Source organism: Shivajiella indica (assembly GCF_042683085.1).
Classification (GTDB): Bacteria; Bacteroidota; Bacteroidia; order Cytophagales; family Cyclobacteriaceae; genus Shivajiella; species Shivajiella indica.
Genome location: NZ_JBHUIV010000002.1, coordinates 186741 through 201851, shown reverse-complemented (window position 1 = coordinate 201851; position 15111 = coordinate 186741). Strand labels below are relative to the sequence as shown.

Here is a 15111-nt window from a genome sequence, read left to right as displayed (position 1 = left end):
TAACAAGAATAATGGGTCAAATAGTTTTGTTCACTATAAATTATTCTTTTTCCAGCGTTTTGAATTTTTCCCAGTTATAATATAGGAAATTGGTTCTGAGAAGAATTACCAAGAGTAAAGGGACAATACTGGCATGGAAAGATTGCCAACCAAAAATCCAAAAGATTAAGGCAATATTGGCTAAAATCAAGGCAAAGAGCAGGTATTTTTTTACCCAAGACTTTATATTATTTCTCAGCAAGGCGAAAGCCAAAAACAAATGCCCAGGAAATGCCCAAAGTATATTCCAGTTATATTTTGTCTGGGAGTGAAAAGTGAAAAACCAAAGTAATACAATCAATAAACCAAGCAACCCTAGGACTGAAAATAATATGATATCGAATCCTTTAAACAACCTTTTCTTTTTGAAGCCAAGAAAGGTCAGGACCATGACGCCTAAAGCCAAAATCCACCAAACAAAATAGGGGTTAAATAACTCCATCGCACTTTCCCTTTCAGGGAATTCAAGGACAACATGACTGGATTTCACCAATGGCCTATTAGGCCCATCCCCAACAATAATAGCCCTGGCAAATGCTGCTTCCATGTAGTCTGGGAGGAACTGCTTTTCCCTTTCTTTTGCATTTACATCAATGACTGCGCCTAATGCCAAGTCAATCCCAAAATCTGCCCAAGGGAGAGGATAAACATACTCATCAATCAGGTTTCTGAACGTTTTGTTCTCGGGGTTAACCTCTTCATTCCAATCCAGCTTTTTCCCTAAGATACTTTCAAATGCATCTCTGATCCTTGTGGCACAATTATCATAAAAGAAATCATAGCGGTAAAATCTGTTTTCGGGTAAATAATTGACCTGAAGGAATTGTACCAACTGTCTTGCCTGTTCCGGGTTGAGGTCCAATACCTGCTCACGTACATTCCTTTGGTAATAATTGTATTCGTAAAGAAATCTTTCATAGGTGGAAACACTCAGCATATAATCCAAGGTCCTTTGGGTGAATTTTACATAGAAAAAGGGCGTATTGAAATCAAATGTCCCATAATTAAAAACAAGATCCTGATTATTTACCCTGTCCAAGACCCTGATGGCACTGTGGCCGAAAGCAGAATACAATTGATCTCCAGGATCACAGGTCAGAAGGCTGATCTGATATTCCTGCGCATTGGCCAAAAAAATAAACGAATAAATAAACGGATAAATGATGAACAGTTTTTTTAAATGGGAGCGCATGAAAGTAATTTTATATAGGATCAAAACTTTTTCAAATAATGATTTTTTGGACGAAAAGAAAACTATTCAAGTTAACTCGACTGCCACGAATTTACAGCATTCCGATATTTTTTTATTGGATTGTTTTCATAATATCCTTCGATTTGTTGGCCCAGGTTATTCTGGAACCTGGGGATTACAGGACCATTGGATCAGGAAATTACAACAATCATGAAATCTGGGAAACTTGGGATGGTACAAATTGGATTCCGGCAACAGAAAAACCCAATCAGTTTAACAATATTTTTATTGACCAAAACCATGAAGTACAACTTTTGGCAAACGAGGAAGCCAACAATGTTTATTTGTACAGTGCAGCAGGCCCCGGCAGAAAACTCAATTTGCAGAATTTTGAATTACAGGTTTATGGAGCATTGAGGGCTTTGACTAAAATTGGAAATGTTTTTCATACGAATAATGTCACCAATGCATTGATTGACTGGATTTATCCCGAAACAGGAAAAATTGTATTTAAAGGATTCTCCAGGAATGTAGTGGACAGGGCCACTTGGAGCGCCAATACTACCAACAGCCGCTTCACGGTGGTGTTTGATCCGGAACCAGGGGAAACCTTATGGGTAAATTCTGCCTTCAAGGCAAATGCTTTTATCATTCAATCCGGGACAGTGGTCCAAACACTCAATACTGCTGGAATTCCCGCGTGTTCAACCTTTTCATTTAACAATCAGATGATATTCAACGGAAATGGGCCTTATGGAGATCTGATTATTGAACCTGGTGCAACATTGGTTTCTGAATGTTCTTCGCCCTTAGCCCAAATGATTAGAAGATCTGAGACAATTCCTGCTTCCTTGATGCATGTGAAGCCCGGAGGGAATCTTGTATTCCTTGGCAATGATCCTTTAATCGATGCTGAATTGATCTTATTTGAAGGAAATGTAATTTACCGGGCATCATTAGGGAATCAAAACCTTGCCAGGACCACCTTTCCTTCTTCAGGCAATCCATTTATTTACCATAACCTTTTTTTTGAAAATGGATCTGATAAAATACTCCCTGAAAATCTCTCTATTAGGGGTAATTTAATCGTAGACCCGGGTGTAGCTATCATTGAAGCAACTGTTTCGAGGATAACTTTTGATGGAGACGGCATTCAGGAAGTGCAGGGTTGGGAAGTAAATATCGAAGAAGTGGAAATAAACAAACCCTCCGGAAGCCTTTCCTTAAACTCCGATCTCAGAACAAAAGGCAACTTGATCATAAAAAATGGTCAGATTGATTTCAATGGCTTTGACTTGTATATCAATACAGAAGGTAATGGCAGTCTTATTTATGAAGGCGGTTCATGGCTCAATTTACATCACCTTTTCTATCAAAATATCCCTGATGTGCTGGGGGAACAAAATGCAACTTTTCCATTCGAAGACGCATACCAGGGAGGTATCAGGAAAGTCCAACTGACGGGAAATTCCCCTGGAGGAAATTTAAACATCCGATATATTGAGATTCCAGGGGCCAATTGGGAACCCTTGTTTTCAGATACAGACGGGACTCCTATGTTATATCAATTGAACAGTTACTTTGAAATTTCAAGTTCAGCCTCTGATAATTCAGAAATTGAAATGAAGATTTCAGCTGAAAATTTAATCGTGGATGATGTGGATGACCTGCGTATCGTTAGCAATGGTATGGCTTCTCCTGGAATTCATTTACCAGGTCAGGATCCGGTCAAACTTTGGGGGAGAAGGCTGTTAGCTTTTGAAAATTTGAATGGACAAACTTTCACCATAGGCAGCTTCAGAGAATTATCGGTTTTACCGGTCGTTTGGTTGAATGTCCGGGCAACATGGGAAAATCAGGGTGAGACCCTGATCTCTTGGTCTACCGCAAGGGAAAAAAACAATGAAAAATTCATCCTTTTCAGATCCCTGGAAGGCATTACAAATTTTGAGCCCATAGCTATCATTCCTTCAAAAGGTGATAATCCTGAGCCACAAGAATATCATTTCAAACATAAAGAGCGGTTCAGCCATCCAGACATTTACTTCCAGATTGCCCAGATTGATCTGGATGGCAAGGAAAGTTACAGTGTGGTATTTAGGTTGGATGACTGGCAAAAAACGGAAGATGCTAAATTATTGATTTGGCCCAATCCCCACCAAAATGGCAAATTAAACATAGAATTCCCAAAGAATTGGCATGGGGAGGATATTTCATTCCAGCTATTTGATAGCAGTGGACTGCTTTACTCACAAGGTTCTATTTATGAAGCAGACCTTGAAAAAGATCTTGAAAACCTTCATGAAGGCATCTATTTCCTGGTTTTTAAATTTAATAATGAAATTCAGGTGAGCAGAATACTTAAAAGATAAAGCCTTTTATGACCATTTATAAAAATATCAAGGAAGGTCTCGAGATCAATTAGGATTAATTCTTTAAATTGGTTGTTTAACCCAAACCTGACCTATGACCCTTGTATTTGTATTGATCAGCATTCTGGTATTGATAGTCTTGATCACCTGGCTGAAGTTCAATCCTTTTATTGCTTTTTTGATTTCCTCCATTCTTGCAGGATTTTTATTGGGGATTCCGGCTGAACAGATTGCCGGCTCAGTCCAAAAAGGAATAGGGGGCTTATTGGGAGATCTGGTCATAGTGATTGTAATGGGGGCAATGCTGGGAAAACTTGTTGCGGAAAGTGGTGCAGCCCAAAGGATCTCCGATGTGCTCATGTCTATTTTTGGAGTAAAAAATGTAACCTGGGCAATGATGGTGACCGGTTTGGTAGTGGGTATCCCATTATTTTACAATGTTGGATTTGTCTTATTGGTACCTTTGGTCTTTACTGTTTCATATAGATTTAAACTTCCGGCTGTCTATGTTGGAATGCCATTATTGGCTGCGCTTTCAGTTACCCATGGATTTCTTCCACCACATCCTTCCCCTGCTGCACTGGTAGCCCAATTCGGAGCCAATATGGGTTTAACCTTGGTATATGGGCTGATCATTGCTATTCCTACTATTATTGTTGCTGGGCCATTCTTTGCAAAATTCCTTAAAAAAATTGATGCCAAACCCTTAGAAACTTTCCAGGCCCAACCCAAACCCGAAGAAGAATTGCCAGGAAAATTCAACAGTTTCTTTTCGGCTCTTTTCCCAGTTTTTCTTCTGATTGGCACCACGATTCTAACCTTTCAAATGACAGAAGGCCATTGGTTGCTACCTTATATCAAATTTGTTGGGGACCCTGGCATGGTGATGTTGATTTCCCTATTGATCGCTACCTACACATTAGGGATCCATATGAAATCAAAAATTGCCGATCTGATGGATCTCTATGTGGTCGCTTCCAAAGATGTCGCAATGATTGTGCTGATCATTGCCGGTGCGGGTGCATTGAAACAAGTATTGATGGACTCCGGTGTTAGCCAAACTATTGCGGATTCCCTTCAGGGATGGGATGTTCACCCTTTGGTATTGGCATGGACCATCACAGCAATCATCAGAGTATGTGTAGGTTCTGCCACTGTTGCTGGCCTTACTACAGCCGGGATTATTGCCCCGATTGTCATGAGCGGAAATGTTGATCCTAACCTTTTGGTATTGTCAATAGGGGCAGGAAGCCTGATGTTTTCTCATTTTAATGACGGTGGTTTTTGGCTGTATAAGGAATATTTCAATGTCAGTGTCAAAGACACAATCAAATCATGGTCATTAATGGAAACCATAGTGGCTGTAGTGGGTTTATTGGGAGTGATGGTATTGGATCTGATTATTTCATGAAACCAAACAAAGAACACCAAACTCTTTCAAAGTACCTTTCTTTAGCTATCACTAATTGGAAAATCAGGTCTCTTGAAACAATTTTATTTCTTTACAGAATTCAAACATCTAAATTGATAACCAGAAAAAATGAATACAGCTGAAGAAAATTTTGCAGGTTTAGGCCTTAACTTACCCCCTGCGCCAAAACCGTTGGGCGTATATAAGCCTTGCCTGATCGATGGGAAATACCTCTATTTATCAGGGCATGGTACAGTTCAGGCTGACGGTTCCTTAATCATTGGGCGAATAGGGGAAGATATGGATATTGAAGCCGGAAAAATGGCTGCCAGACAGGTAGGGCTGGCTATGCTCGCTACCATCAAAGCCAATATTGGCTCCTTGAATAAGATCAAGCGGGTAATAAAAGTATTAGGAATGGTGAACTGCACCCCTGATTTTGAAAGACATCCATATGTAATTAATGGATGTAGTGAACTTTTTGCCGCTGTCTGGGGGGAGGAAAATGGAATCGGTGTGAGAAGTGCCGTGGGCATGGGGTCCTTACCAGACAATATTCCGGTAGAAATTGAGGCCCTTTTCGAATTGGATATTTAACATCAAACTCAAATAAAATCTTTTGGTAATTGAATATTGGTAATTGAATATTGGTAATTGATAATTGAAAATTTTTATGTTCACCATTGATGCCCATCTTGATCTCAGCATGAATGCCCTGGAATGGAACAGGGATTTAAGAAAGCCCATCACAGAGATCAACAAAAGAGAGAAAGGATTAAAAGACAAGCCTGATAGAGGAAACGCAACTGTAAGTTTGCCGGAACTCAGGAAAGGAAATATAGGGCTTGTGGTGGCCACCCAGATAGCAAGATTTGTGGATAAAGACAACCCTTTGCCAGGATGGAATTCACCTGAACAGGCATGGGCACAAACCCAGGGTCAATTGGCTTGGTACAAATCAATGGAAGATCTGGGTGAGATGGTGCAAATAAGCAATCTGGATAGTCTTGAAAAACATTTACATCTATGGTTACATGAACTTCCCTGGTCGACCAAACCCATTGGCTACCTTCTTTCTCTCGAAGGTGCTGATTCCCTTGTTAATCTTTCTTATTTGGAAAAGGCATATGAATATGGATTAAGGGCTTTGGGTCCTGCCCATTATGGCCCTGGAAGGTATGCCAACGGTACAGATGCAAGTGGAAAAATGGGACAAAAAGGCTTGGACTTATTAAAAGAAATGGAAAGGCTGAATATCATTTTGGATGCAACCCATCTGTGCGATGATGCTTTTTGGCAGGCCATGGATCATTTTCAAGGACATGTTTGGGCAAGCCATAACAATTGCAGGAGTCTGGTCAATCATAACCGGCAATTTTCCGATGACCAAATAAAAGTGCTGATTGAAAGAGGCTCAGTTATCGGAGGTGCATTAGATGCTTGGATGATGGTTCCAGATTGGGAAAGAGGCAAATCTGACCCTTTAAAAATGGAATGCAATCTAGAAAAGATGATTGACCATATGGATCATATCTGTCAAATAGCAGGCAATGCAGACCATATCGGTATCGGTTCAGACCTTGATGGTGCTTTTGGAAAAGAGCAATGTCCCTATGACCTGGACAGCATCTCCGACCTTCAAAAAATCCCTTCACTTCTTTCTAAAAGAGGTTACACATCAAAGGAAATTGAAAAAGTGATGTTTGGTAACTGGTTACGTTTTTTACGAAAGGCCTGGAATTCAGACAGCGTCTAATAAATCGGAAATCAGCTGTTCAGATCATATTATGAATCAATAAATTAGCCGTTTCTGTAAATCTATTTTGTGCATTTCAGGAATATGTGCCAAATTAAGGGAAACTGTGTTTGGACCTAAAAAAAGGATCCAAACTGACTAAAACCCTTAGTAACCTATTAATTTAACCGAAAGATGAAAATCCCGCGGTTGTTGCTTCTCCTAATGCTTTCGGCCTTGATTTTTTCATGTGCAAAGGAAAAATCCATTGATGGAAATGCCCCTTCCCCACCAAAAAGTCCAAAGGAAAGTCTCAAAACATTTCAGATAGAAAAGGGCTTTGAAGTCCAGTTGGTGGCAACTGAACCCTTAGTACAGGATCCCATTTTCATCGCTTTTGACGAAGATGGAAGGTTATGGGTAGTGGAGATGCGAAGTTTTATGCCGGACATTGAGGGAGAAGGAGAATCACAGCCTTTAGGGAGAATATCCATTTTAGAGGACAGTAATGGGGATGGTATGATGGACAAAAGCACCATTTACCTGGACAGCTTGATCATGCCAAGGGCATTAGGACTGATAAAAGGAGGAGCCCTGGTGGCAGAAAATAATGCTCTCTGGATTACCTATGACCTGAATGGGGATTTGCTTGCCGATACCAAGGAACTTTTTGATTCTACCTATGCTCAAAATGGGATTCCGGAGCATTCAGACAATGGACTTTTGAGGAATATTGACAATTGGTATTACAATGCCAAATCCAAGTTAAGGTATAAACAGGTCAATGGGGAATGGCTAAGGGACATTACAGAAGCAAGGGGGCAGTACGGAATGAGTCAAGACGATTTTGGGAGGCTCTTTTACAATTACAACTGGTCCCAGCTACATGCCGATTTAGTACCTCCGAATAACCTTGGAAGAAATGTAAACCATGTTCCTTCCTCAGGGATTGACCATGGTTTGACCCTTGATAGAAAAATATTTCCTATCAGGCCAAATTTGGCTGTCAATCGTGGGTATATCCCAGGTACTTTGGATAAAGATGGAAAATTATTGGAATTTACGGCAGCATGTTCGCCTTTGGTATTTAGAAGTAATCTTTTTCCAAAGGAGTATTATGGCAATGCTTTTGTCTGTGAACCTGCAGGAAATCTGATCAAAAGAAATGTGGTCAAGGAAGCTGGAATTATTTTGGAAGCGTTCGACCCAAATTCAGGGAGGGAATTCCTTGCCTCCACTGATGAGCGATTCAGGCCTGTCCACTTAACTATAGGACCGGATGGTGCTATGTATGTCGCCGATATGTACCGTGGGCTTATACAGCATGGGTCTTATGTCACTCCTTACTTAAGAGAACAAACCTTAAAAAAGGACTTGGTCTTACCCATACACATGGGAAGGATATGGAGAATTGTTCCGAAAAAATGGAAACCATCTCCGACCCCAGCTTTATCGAAAGAAAGCACAGAAAATCTGATCTCCCGACTTTCACATGATATTGGTTGGCAAAGGGATATGGCACAACGCCTGATTGTGGAAAGAAATGATAAATCCGCTGTTCCATTATTAATGGAAAAAGTAAAAAATGGAAATAACGAACTAGGAAGATATCACGCCCTATGGGCACTTGAAGGGTTAAATGCCCTTGAGTTTGACTTCCTTTTTGGACTCCTGTCAGATCCATCTCCATGGATCAGCAATACTGCTCTGCGACTTCTAGAAAATCAAATTTCCGAAAATGAAGCTAACCTTTTAGAACTTCAAGAATATATGGTTTCGACTGTTGCAAAAATAGGGAAACAAAAAGGACTTCAATATGCATTGAGCGCATATCTTCTGGATGATGAAAGTTCATTTTTTATCTTAAAAACCATTATGGAGAAGTTTGGAGAGGAAGCACTTATCCGGGATGCCGTGATGAGCAGTTTGAGTAATAGGGAATTCAAATTTCTCACCTATTTATGGAATGAAGACAGTTGGTCAAAAAGCAGCGCAGATAAAGAAATATTTCTGGAAATGCTTACCACTTCGGTCATCAAAAAGCAGGACCGGGAAGAAATAAAAAGTTTGGTAAATTTGCTTGAAAAGCCGATAAATTCCGGAGACTGGAAAACAAAAGTTACCCTCAACAGTATGGCCATACAGGCAGCAGAAAATAAAAATCTGGGACTTTTAACCTACAGGCAAATTCCCCCACTTTTTCAAAACCAAGACCTGCCTTTGCCTGCCAACAAAGTTCAAATGCTGAAAAGGATGTTTTCCTGGCCGGGGCATACCCCACATAGCAGCGAAATGCTTGCAGTAAGCTTAAATGAAAATGAACTGAAGCAATTTGCTATAGGAAGACAGAAATATTTAGCCAGCTGTGCAGGTTGTCATGGGTCGGATGGCACAGGAGTGAATAGGATGGGGCCCCCACTAGCTGGATCGGACTGGGTAACAGACAACGAAATCAGGTTATCCTTGATCATATTACATGGTATAGAAGGACCGATAGAAGTTTCTGGAAAGACCTACGATTCCCCTGAAATCCTACCGGTGATGCCTTCCCATTCCACCATGGATGATGCCAGTATAGCTGCCATCCTTACCTATATTCGGAATGAATGGGGAAATCAGGCTCCGGCAATTAGCGGTAGAACCGTATCTACCACCAGGCATACCTCCCAGGGCAGGGTATATCCTTGGAATGTTGATGAATTAAATAAACATATGGAATCCCTATCTTTAGAGAAACCTAAATAAAAAAAACTTTACTTTACCTTAGACAATGAACCCAGCCCACGAAAATCAATATACAGTAACCACAGGTAGAAGAAAGTTTCTTTATACTGCTGGATTGTTTGGTTTGGCCTTACATTTTCCTCTTCCTTCATACCCGGAAATACTCAAAGGGGAACGTATGGGAATAGTAGTGCACTCATATGGTCTAAGGTGGAATTCCAAGGCAAACAGTCCAGTTTATCCACCATTTACCAATGCCATGCAATTATTAGAACATTGTCATTCCATCAATGCTGGAGGAATACAGGTAGGCGTAAATGGCTGGACCCGGGAATTTGCGACTGAAATCAGACAAAAAAGTGAAACTCTTGGGCTTTTTTTGGAAGGAAGCATTGGCCTTCCAAAATCAGAATCAGATCTTGAAAATTTTGAAAATCAGGTCATCCAAGCAAAAGCTGCCGGAATCAGCATTTTAAGAACTGTTTGTCTTGGGGGAAGACGGTATGAAACTTTTAATTCCGCAGAAGAATTTGAGGCTTTCCGAAATAGTTCCATCCAATCTCTTCAATGGGCCAAAGAGATTGTCAAAAAGCATAAAATGAAATTAGCTGTAGAGAACCATAAAGATTGGAGGGCAGAGGAAATGGTTGAACTTATAAAGTTAATGGACAGTGAATGGGTTGGGGTAACATTAGATTTCGGGAATAATATTTCCCTATTGGAGGACCCGACTTATGTCATCCGGACTTTAGCACCTTATGCGTTTTCTACCCATATCAAAGACATGGGAGTAAAGGCCAATGACAATGGATTTTTGCTTTCAGAAGTCCCTCTTGGAAAAGGGGTGGTTGACCTGGGACAAGCTGTGGAAATACTTCGAAAATATAACCCCGGGATTAAGTTTAACCTGGAAATGATCACTAGGGATCCTCTTGAAATACCCTATTTAAAAGAAAAATATTGGGCTACATTCCAAGATCTGCCTGCCAAAGATTTGGCAAACATCATCAACATAGTAAAGGAAAAATCCTATCCGGGTTCTTTACCAACCATCAGTAATTTGAGTAATGAAGCCCAGCTTGCATTGGAAGAGGAACATATCTTACAATGTCTGGAATATAGCAGAAACAATTTAAAATTGATTTAAGGGAAAATCCCTTTTTAAAATATCTTTTCAATCAAAGCCTTAAAAATGAAAAATACAGAAATAAGTGAACTGCCTGGAATCCGTCTATTTAACCTAACAGGAAGAGCTGCCATCATCACTGGAGGTTCCAAAGGACTCGGGTTGGCCATGGGTGCCGGGCTTGCCTCAGCAGGTGCAAATCTTATGCTTGTAAGCAGAAATAAAGAAGAAGGTGAAAAATCAGCCAAAGAATTGGCTGAGGCTTATGGGGTTAAGGTAATTTATTTTCAGGCAGACGTGAGTGTGGAAGAGCAAGCTGAGGCCATGGCTGAAAAAGCTATGGAGGAATTTGGGAGAATAGATATTCTCATAAACAGTGCTGGTATCAATATCAGAGGGGGAATCAATGAGCTCAGTTTGGAGGATTTTCAAAAGGTCATGGACACCAATGTGACCGGAACCTGGCTTTGTAGCCGGGCAGTTGCCCCATTTATGAAAAAAGCCAATAAAGGTAGTATCATAAACTTGGCCAGTACCCTTGGATTGGTAGGGTTGTCAAACCGGACTCCTTATACTTCAAGTAAAGGGGCTGTAGTTCAGATGACCCGTGCTTTGGCCTTGGAATTGGCTCCATTCAATATTAATGTGAATGCGATCTGTCCTGGTCCGTTCCTTACAGAAATGAACCTGCCTATTGCAGATACTGAAGAGGGAAAAAAGTTCGTAGTTGGAGCAACAGCATTGGGAAGATGGGGAAAACTTCAGGAAATACAGGGAGCCGCACTGCTCTTAGCCAGTGATGCAGGAACCTATATGGTAGGTTCCATGATTACTGTAGACGGTGGCTGGACAGCCAGATAAATTTATCAGGAATAGAATACTTGGGTAATGATAAAAATCAAGGCAATAGCTGTGAATGACATAATTATCGTTCCTAAGCTATGGGTCTTATTCCCTTCACTGATTTTCAGTCCGGAAAGTTGGGTTACAGCCCAGAAAAAACTGTCATTGGCATGAGATATGGCTATGGCCCCCGCCCCCGTTGCCAACACCGCAAATACCCTCATGGATTCTGAATCCAGACCCAATGAGCTTAATAAGGGGGCTACTATCGAGGCAGTGGTGATCATGGCAACTGTTGATGAGCCTTGGGCTGTTTTCAATGAAAAGGCAATAATAAAAGGGAGGAATATTCCCCAGCTTGCATTTCCCATATGGTTACTTACCAAATCCCCAATTCCTGAATTTTGAAGCATTTTCCCGAATACACCTCCTGCTCCTGTAATCAGGATTACCGGGGCAGCAATTAAAATGGCTTCACCGATCCATCCTGAAGAAGACAGTAGTTTTCTGTCGAATTTATCGGGTAAAGTAAACGAAAGGAATACTCCCAGTAATAAGGCAATGACCGGACTACCTAGAAAGGTGATAATGGTGGTGAAAATGCCATCTCCAAAGGGTTGGGACGGGTATTTGGCTATTGATGCCAGGACTATCAAAGTCAAGGGTAAAATGACAGGTAAAAAGGAGGAAAAAGCACTTGGATATTTCCTGTTGTCTTTTTCTTTATCCACAGAGGCAAGTGTTGGCGTTAGGGAAATTTGATAGGCCACTTTTTTAATGAAATAATAACTTGGAATCAAGGTGATCAAACTTATGATCAGTCCCCAAAAAATCACCATACCCAAATCCGCTTCCAAAATCCCTGCAGTAGCTATAGGGCCAGGTGTTGGGGGAACCAGAGAATGGGAAGCGGTAGCACCCAAAGCAACTGCAATGGTGGTAGCGGCATAAGGAACTTTTCCTTTGAGGGACAAAGATTTACTGATAGGGTTCAGCATGATAAAGGTGCTGTCACCAAATACAGGTATGGATAAGACATAGCCACTGAGCAGCATCGCTTTTGTTACTGATTTCTTCCCAATCCATGAAAGGATTTTTTCAGCGATCACAATTGCACCTCCTGTCTTTTCCAAAAAGGTACCCAGAAATACTCCCAATAAAATCAACAAACCTATACTTCCCAAAACCCCTCCAAATCCCTCAGAAATGGATTTGATGATCATATCCCCTGACATTCCGGAAAGCAGTCCATATAAAATAGCTGTAACAAAAAGGGCTAAAAACGGATGGATATCAAATTTTACAATTGCAAGTAAAATGATAGCCAAAGCTAGGAGTATAGTAAGAATAAGTATCATTCCGGGTTTATAGTTGAGGTATTGTTCCAATATAATTAATCTTTGAACAGACTCGAAAATTTTCAGACCGAATTCAACTTAATGGGTTGGATTTTTTTTATAAAAGCCCCAAAATGGGAAATTAATGGTCTATTAAACTACCTAATTCCTGAAAAAAAATTTCTACTAAATTAAGCAGGAATAGATTTTAAAATACAACTTTTGAAACTTTTTAAATCCCCCAAAATTAACCTGGAATAAACTTTCCATTATACCGGGAAAATATTTAAATTTAACAAGCGACTTTAATCTTAATTCACATGAAAAACATAAAAAATTTGACTAAATGGCAGGGGTTATTGACCTTTTTTGTGATATTTTCTTTGTCCTGTGAGGGTCCAGAAGGACCGCAAGGCCCTGCCGGTCCACAGGGTCAACAAGGACCACAGGGACCACAGGGAGAGCAAGGTGTTCCGGGATTGGGCCAGTTCGATATTGTAACCTTTAGGACTACCACAGAAGGTTGGGCTGCTTTGGGGGAGGAAGGAGAACCCGGATATTCCTTAATTTATGAAAAGTCAATTCCAGAAATCACAACTGATGTTACTTCGAATGGTGCTGTATTAGCTTTCGCAAGGATTGCTGAAGATGGGATTTTAAGTATTTGGAGTCCCTTACCTTTTTCTTTTAATTTTGGTGATTGGACCGCTAATTTGTTGTTCATTTATTCCAATTTTTCAACCGAAAACCCTGGTAACTTACAATTATGGGCTTATGATTCAGATAATTTAGCCCCTTCCTTTGGTGGAGGAGAGATTGATATAAGATTGGTTATCCTTTATGGTTCAGAAAGTTCAAGATTAGATTTTGAAAGTCTGAAAGGTCTGACTTGGGAAGAACTGGAAAAAGTTCTTGAAAACTTACAATAAAGATTCTTTATGAAGACAACGTACGGGGGAACATTAGGTATAAAGAAGCATATATGACCTTTTCAAAAATACTTAAATGAAAAAACAAAAGCGGGAAGCAACTTTGAAATGCTTCCCGCTTCGTTTGTTAAAAGCCGTAACCATTAACTTACGCCAAATTACAGTTATTGTGATCATCCATCCAGTTACCCGGATAGCACAACTTTAGATAATAAACCTTTGTCCAGCATTGTTACAAGATGGAAAAGGATAAAGTACTATTCGGTCTCCCGATTTAAACTGTCTACCCTAGGGCTCTAGCTCCATAGTACTTTATCTTGCCTTCATCACCCAAAGTCCGAAATGTTACTTTCGAATCTTTTATCTCTCATTTGGTATTATCAAAATACGTAATTAAAATGCTGATAAACAATTATTTATAATTTTTTTTTATCAACAATATTTCCACAGAATATTTTCAATTATCCACAATTTATTAAGTAAAAACCTACCATTTGATACATATAAATTGCATTGTTTTAAGCTATATGGGAAGGGCAAGGCAATTTTTATTCAGCGTAAATATCTCATATAAGAATGCTTGTTTTAAGTTAAAATCTTGACCCTGAACACTATTGATTTTATTATGCTTCTTTTTGAAAATAAGGAAACAAAATCCTACCTTGGATATTGCCTTTTTAAAATCCGGGAGCGCTTATGAAACCAATTGTACAAATCTCTTTGGACCTCACAAATATCGATGAGGCTCTGGAAACTGCAGCTATGGCCCTAAGAGCAGGAGTAGATTGGCTGGAAGCCGGCACCCCCCTGATCCTTGCAGAGGGTCTTCATGGCGTCCGAAAATTAAGGGAGGCTTTCCCTAAAGTGCCCATTGTCGCTGACCTCAAAACAATGGATGGAGGATATCTTGAAGCAGCAATGATGGCAAAGGCAGGTGCTACCCATGTAGTGGTAATGGCGAGAGCACATGTTGAAACTATCAAGTGTGTGGTCAAAGCAGGCAAAGATTATGGGATTGAGGTAATGGGAGATAACCTGGGCTGTCCGGATATGGTGGAAGGAGCAAAATTACTCGAGGATTTGGGTTGTGATTATGTTATCCACCACATTGGTTATGATGAAAGAAGGGGAATAGCAGCTTCGGGAAAACCTATGCCCAGCCCCCTAGATCAATTGCGGGAAGTAGTGAAAGCTGTGAAAATACCTGTACAGGCTGTTGGTGGCTTGAGTTTGGAGCAGGCTATTCAATGCCCACGACTGGGGGCTCCATTGGTAGTATTGGGCGCTCCCCTGACTATTGACGCAGAAGCTTTTAAAACTGCCAATGGAGACCTGGAGTCATCCCTAAGAAAAATTTGTGAGGCAATTCATAGTCAGGAAAACTTTGATTAAACCCTAACTTA

11 protein-coding genes are annotated in these 15111 nt (G+C 40.4%); 9 read left to right on the top strand and 2 right to left on the bottom strand.

The features are described 5' to 3' along the window. Positions 1 to 40: 40 nt before the first annotated feature. On the bottom strand, positions 41 to 1231 hold the full coding sequence (locus ACFSKV_RS00875; RefSeq protein WP_380799650.1) for an Lnb N-terminal periplasmic domain-containing protein: 1191 nt from the start codon (positions 1229 to 1231) through the stop codon (positions 41 to 43). Between the two features lie 146 nt (positions 1232 to 1377). Here ACFSKV_RS00875 and ACFSKV_RS00870 point away from each other — a divergent pair, with 146 nt between their 5' ends. The 7 genes from ACFSKV_RS00870 to ACFSKV_RS00840 all read left to right on the top strand — a co-directional run bounded on the left by ACFSKV_RS00870 (position 1378) and on the right by ACFSKV_RS00840 (position 11460). Then, complete coding sequence (locus tag ACFSKV_RS00870) at positions 1378 to 3603, top strand: T9SS type A sorting domain-containing protein (RefSeq protein WP_380799649.1); 2226 nt, start codon at positions 1378 to 1380, stop codon at positions 3601 to 3603. A 94-nt stretch (positions 3604 to 3697) separates the two neighbouring features. Continuing rightward, positions 3698 to 5014, top strand: a complete 1317-nt coding sequence (locus tag ACFSKV_RS00865; protein ID WP_380799648.1) for a gluconate:H+ symporter — start codon at positions 3698 to 3700, stop codon at positions 5012 to 5014. A 129-nt stretch (positions 5015 to 5143) separates the two neighbouring features. Continuing rightward, positions 5144 to 5611 carry a RidA family protein gene (locus ACFSKV_RS00860; RefSeq protein ID WP_380799647.1) on the top strand — a complete coding sequence of 156 codons (468 nt, stop codon included), beginning with the start codon at positions 5144 to 5146 and terminating at the stop codon, positions 5609 to 5611. Positions 5612 to 5687: 76 nt separating this feature from the next. Next, positions 5688 to 6770: a dipeptidase gene (locus ACFSKV_RS00855; RefSeq protein ID WP_380799646.1), complete on the top strand. Its 1083-nt coding sequence runs from the start codon at positions 5688 to 5690 to the stop codon at positions 6768 to 6770. A gap of 174 nt (positions 6771 to 6944) precedes the next feature. Further along, positions 6945 to 9494: a DUF7133 domain-containing protein gene (locus ACFSKV_RS00850; RefSeq protein ID WP_380799644.1), complete on the top strand. Its 2550-nt coding sequence runs from the start codon at positions 6945 to 6947 to the stop codon at positions 9492 to 9494. 25 nt (positions 9495 to 9519) lie between these two features. Beyond that, positions 9520 to 10620, top strand: a complete 1101-nt coding sequence (locus ACFSKV_RS00845; protein ID WP_380799643.1) for a sugar phosphate isomerase/epimerase family protein — start codon at positions 9520 to 9522, stop codon at positions 10618 to 10620. A 45-nt stretch (positions 10621 to 10665) separates the two neighbouring features. Next, positions 10666 to 11460 carry an SDR family NAD(P)-dependent oxidoreductase gene (locus ACFSKV_RS00840; protein WP_380799641.1) on the top strand — a complete coding sequence of 265 codons (795 nt, stop codon included), beginning with the start codon at positions 10666 to 10668 and terminating at the stop codon, positions 11458 to 11460. Between the two features lie 5 nt (positions 11461 to 11465). Here ACFSKV_RS00840 and ACFSKV_RS00835 read toward each other — a convergent pair whose 3' ends face one another. Continuing rightward, positions 11466 to 12800, bottom strand: coding sequence for a GntP family permease (locus ACFSKV_RS00835; RefSeq protein WP_380799640.1), 1335 nt, complete (start codon positions 12798 to 12800; stop codon positions 11466 to 11468). 299 nt (positions 12801 to 13099) lie between these two features. Between ACFSKV_RS00835 and ACFSKV_RS00830 the strand changes: the two genes are divergently transcribed. Beyond that, positions 13100 to 13708 carry a hypothetical protein gene (locus tag ACFSKV_RS00830; protein WP_380799638.1) on the top strand — a complete coding sequence of 203 codons (609 nt, stop codon included), beginning with the start codon at positions 13100 to 13102 and terminating at the stop codon, positions 13706 to 13708. 696 nt (positions 13709 to 14404) lie between these two features. After that, complete coding sequence (locus ACFSKV_RS00825) at positions 14405 to 15100, top strand: orotidine 5'-phosphate decarboxylase / HUMPS family protein (RefSeq protein ID WP_380799636.1); 696 nt, start codon at positions 14405 to 14407, stop codon at positions 15098 to 15100. The last annotated feature ends 11 nt before the right edge of the window (positions 15101 to 15111 follow it).

What these genes read in the sequence shown, in the direction of transcription:
- ACFSKV_RS00875 (WP_380799650.1), bottom strand. Translation starts at nt 1,231, where the DNA reads ATGCGCTCCCATTTAAAAAAACTGTTCATCATTTATCCGTTTATTTAT.
- ACFSKV_RS00865 (WP_380799648.1), top strand. Translation starts at nt 3,698, where the DNA reads ATGACCCTTGTATTTGTATTGATCAGCATTCTGGTATTGATAGTCTTG.
- ACFSKV_RS00860 (WP_380799647.1), top strand. Translation starts at nt 5,144, where the DNA reads ATGAATACAGCTGAAGAAAATTTTGCAGGTTTAGGCCTTAACTTACCC.
- ACFSKV_RS00855 (WP_380799646.1), top strand. Translation starts at nt 5,688, where the DNA reads ATGTTCACCATTGATGCCCATCTTGATCTCAGCATGAATGCCCTGGAA.
- ACFSKV_RS00850 (WP_380799644.1), top strand. Translation starts at nt 6,945, where the DNA reads ATGAAAATCCCGCGGTTGTTGCTTCTCCTAATGCTTTCGGCCTTGATT.
- ACFSKV_RS00845 (WP_380799643.1), top strand. Translation starts at nt 9,520, where the DNA reads ATGAACCCAGCCCACGAAAATCAATATACAGTAACCACAGGTAGAAGA.
- ACFSKV_RS00840 (WP_380799641.1), top strand. Translation starts at nt 10,666, where the DNA reads ATGAAAAATACAGAAATAAGTGAACTGCCTGGAATCCGTCTATTTAAC.
- ACFSKV_RS00835 (WP_380799640.1), bottom strand. Translation starts at nt 12,800, where the DNA reads ATGATACTTATTCTTACTATACTCCTAGCTTTGGCTATCATTTTACTT.
- ACFSKV_RS00830 (WP_380799638.1), top strand. Translation starts at nt 13,100, where the DNA reads ATGAAAAACATAAAAAATTTGACTAAATGGCAGGGGTTATTGACCTTT.
- ACFSKV_RS00825 (WP_380799636.1), top strand. Translation starts at nt 14,405, where the DNA reads ATGAAACCAATTGTACAAATCTCTTTGGACCTCACAAATATCGATGAG.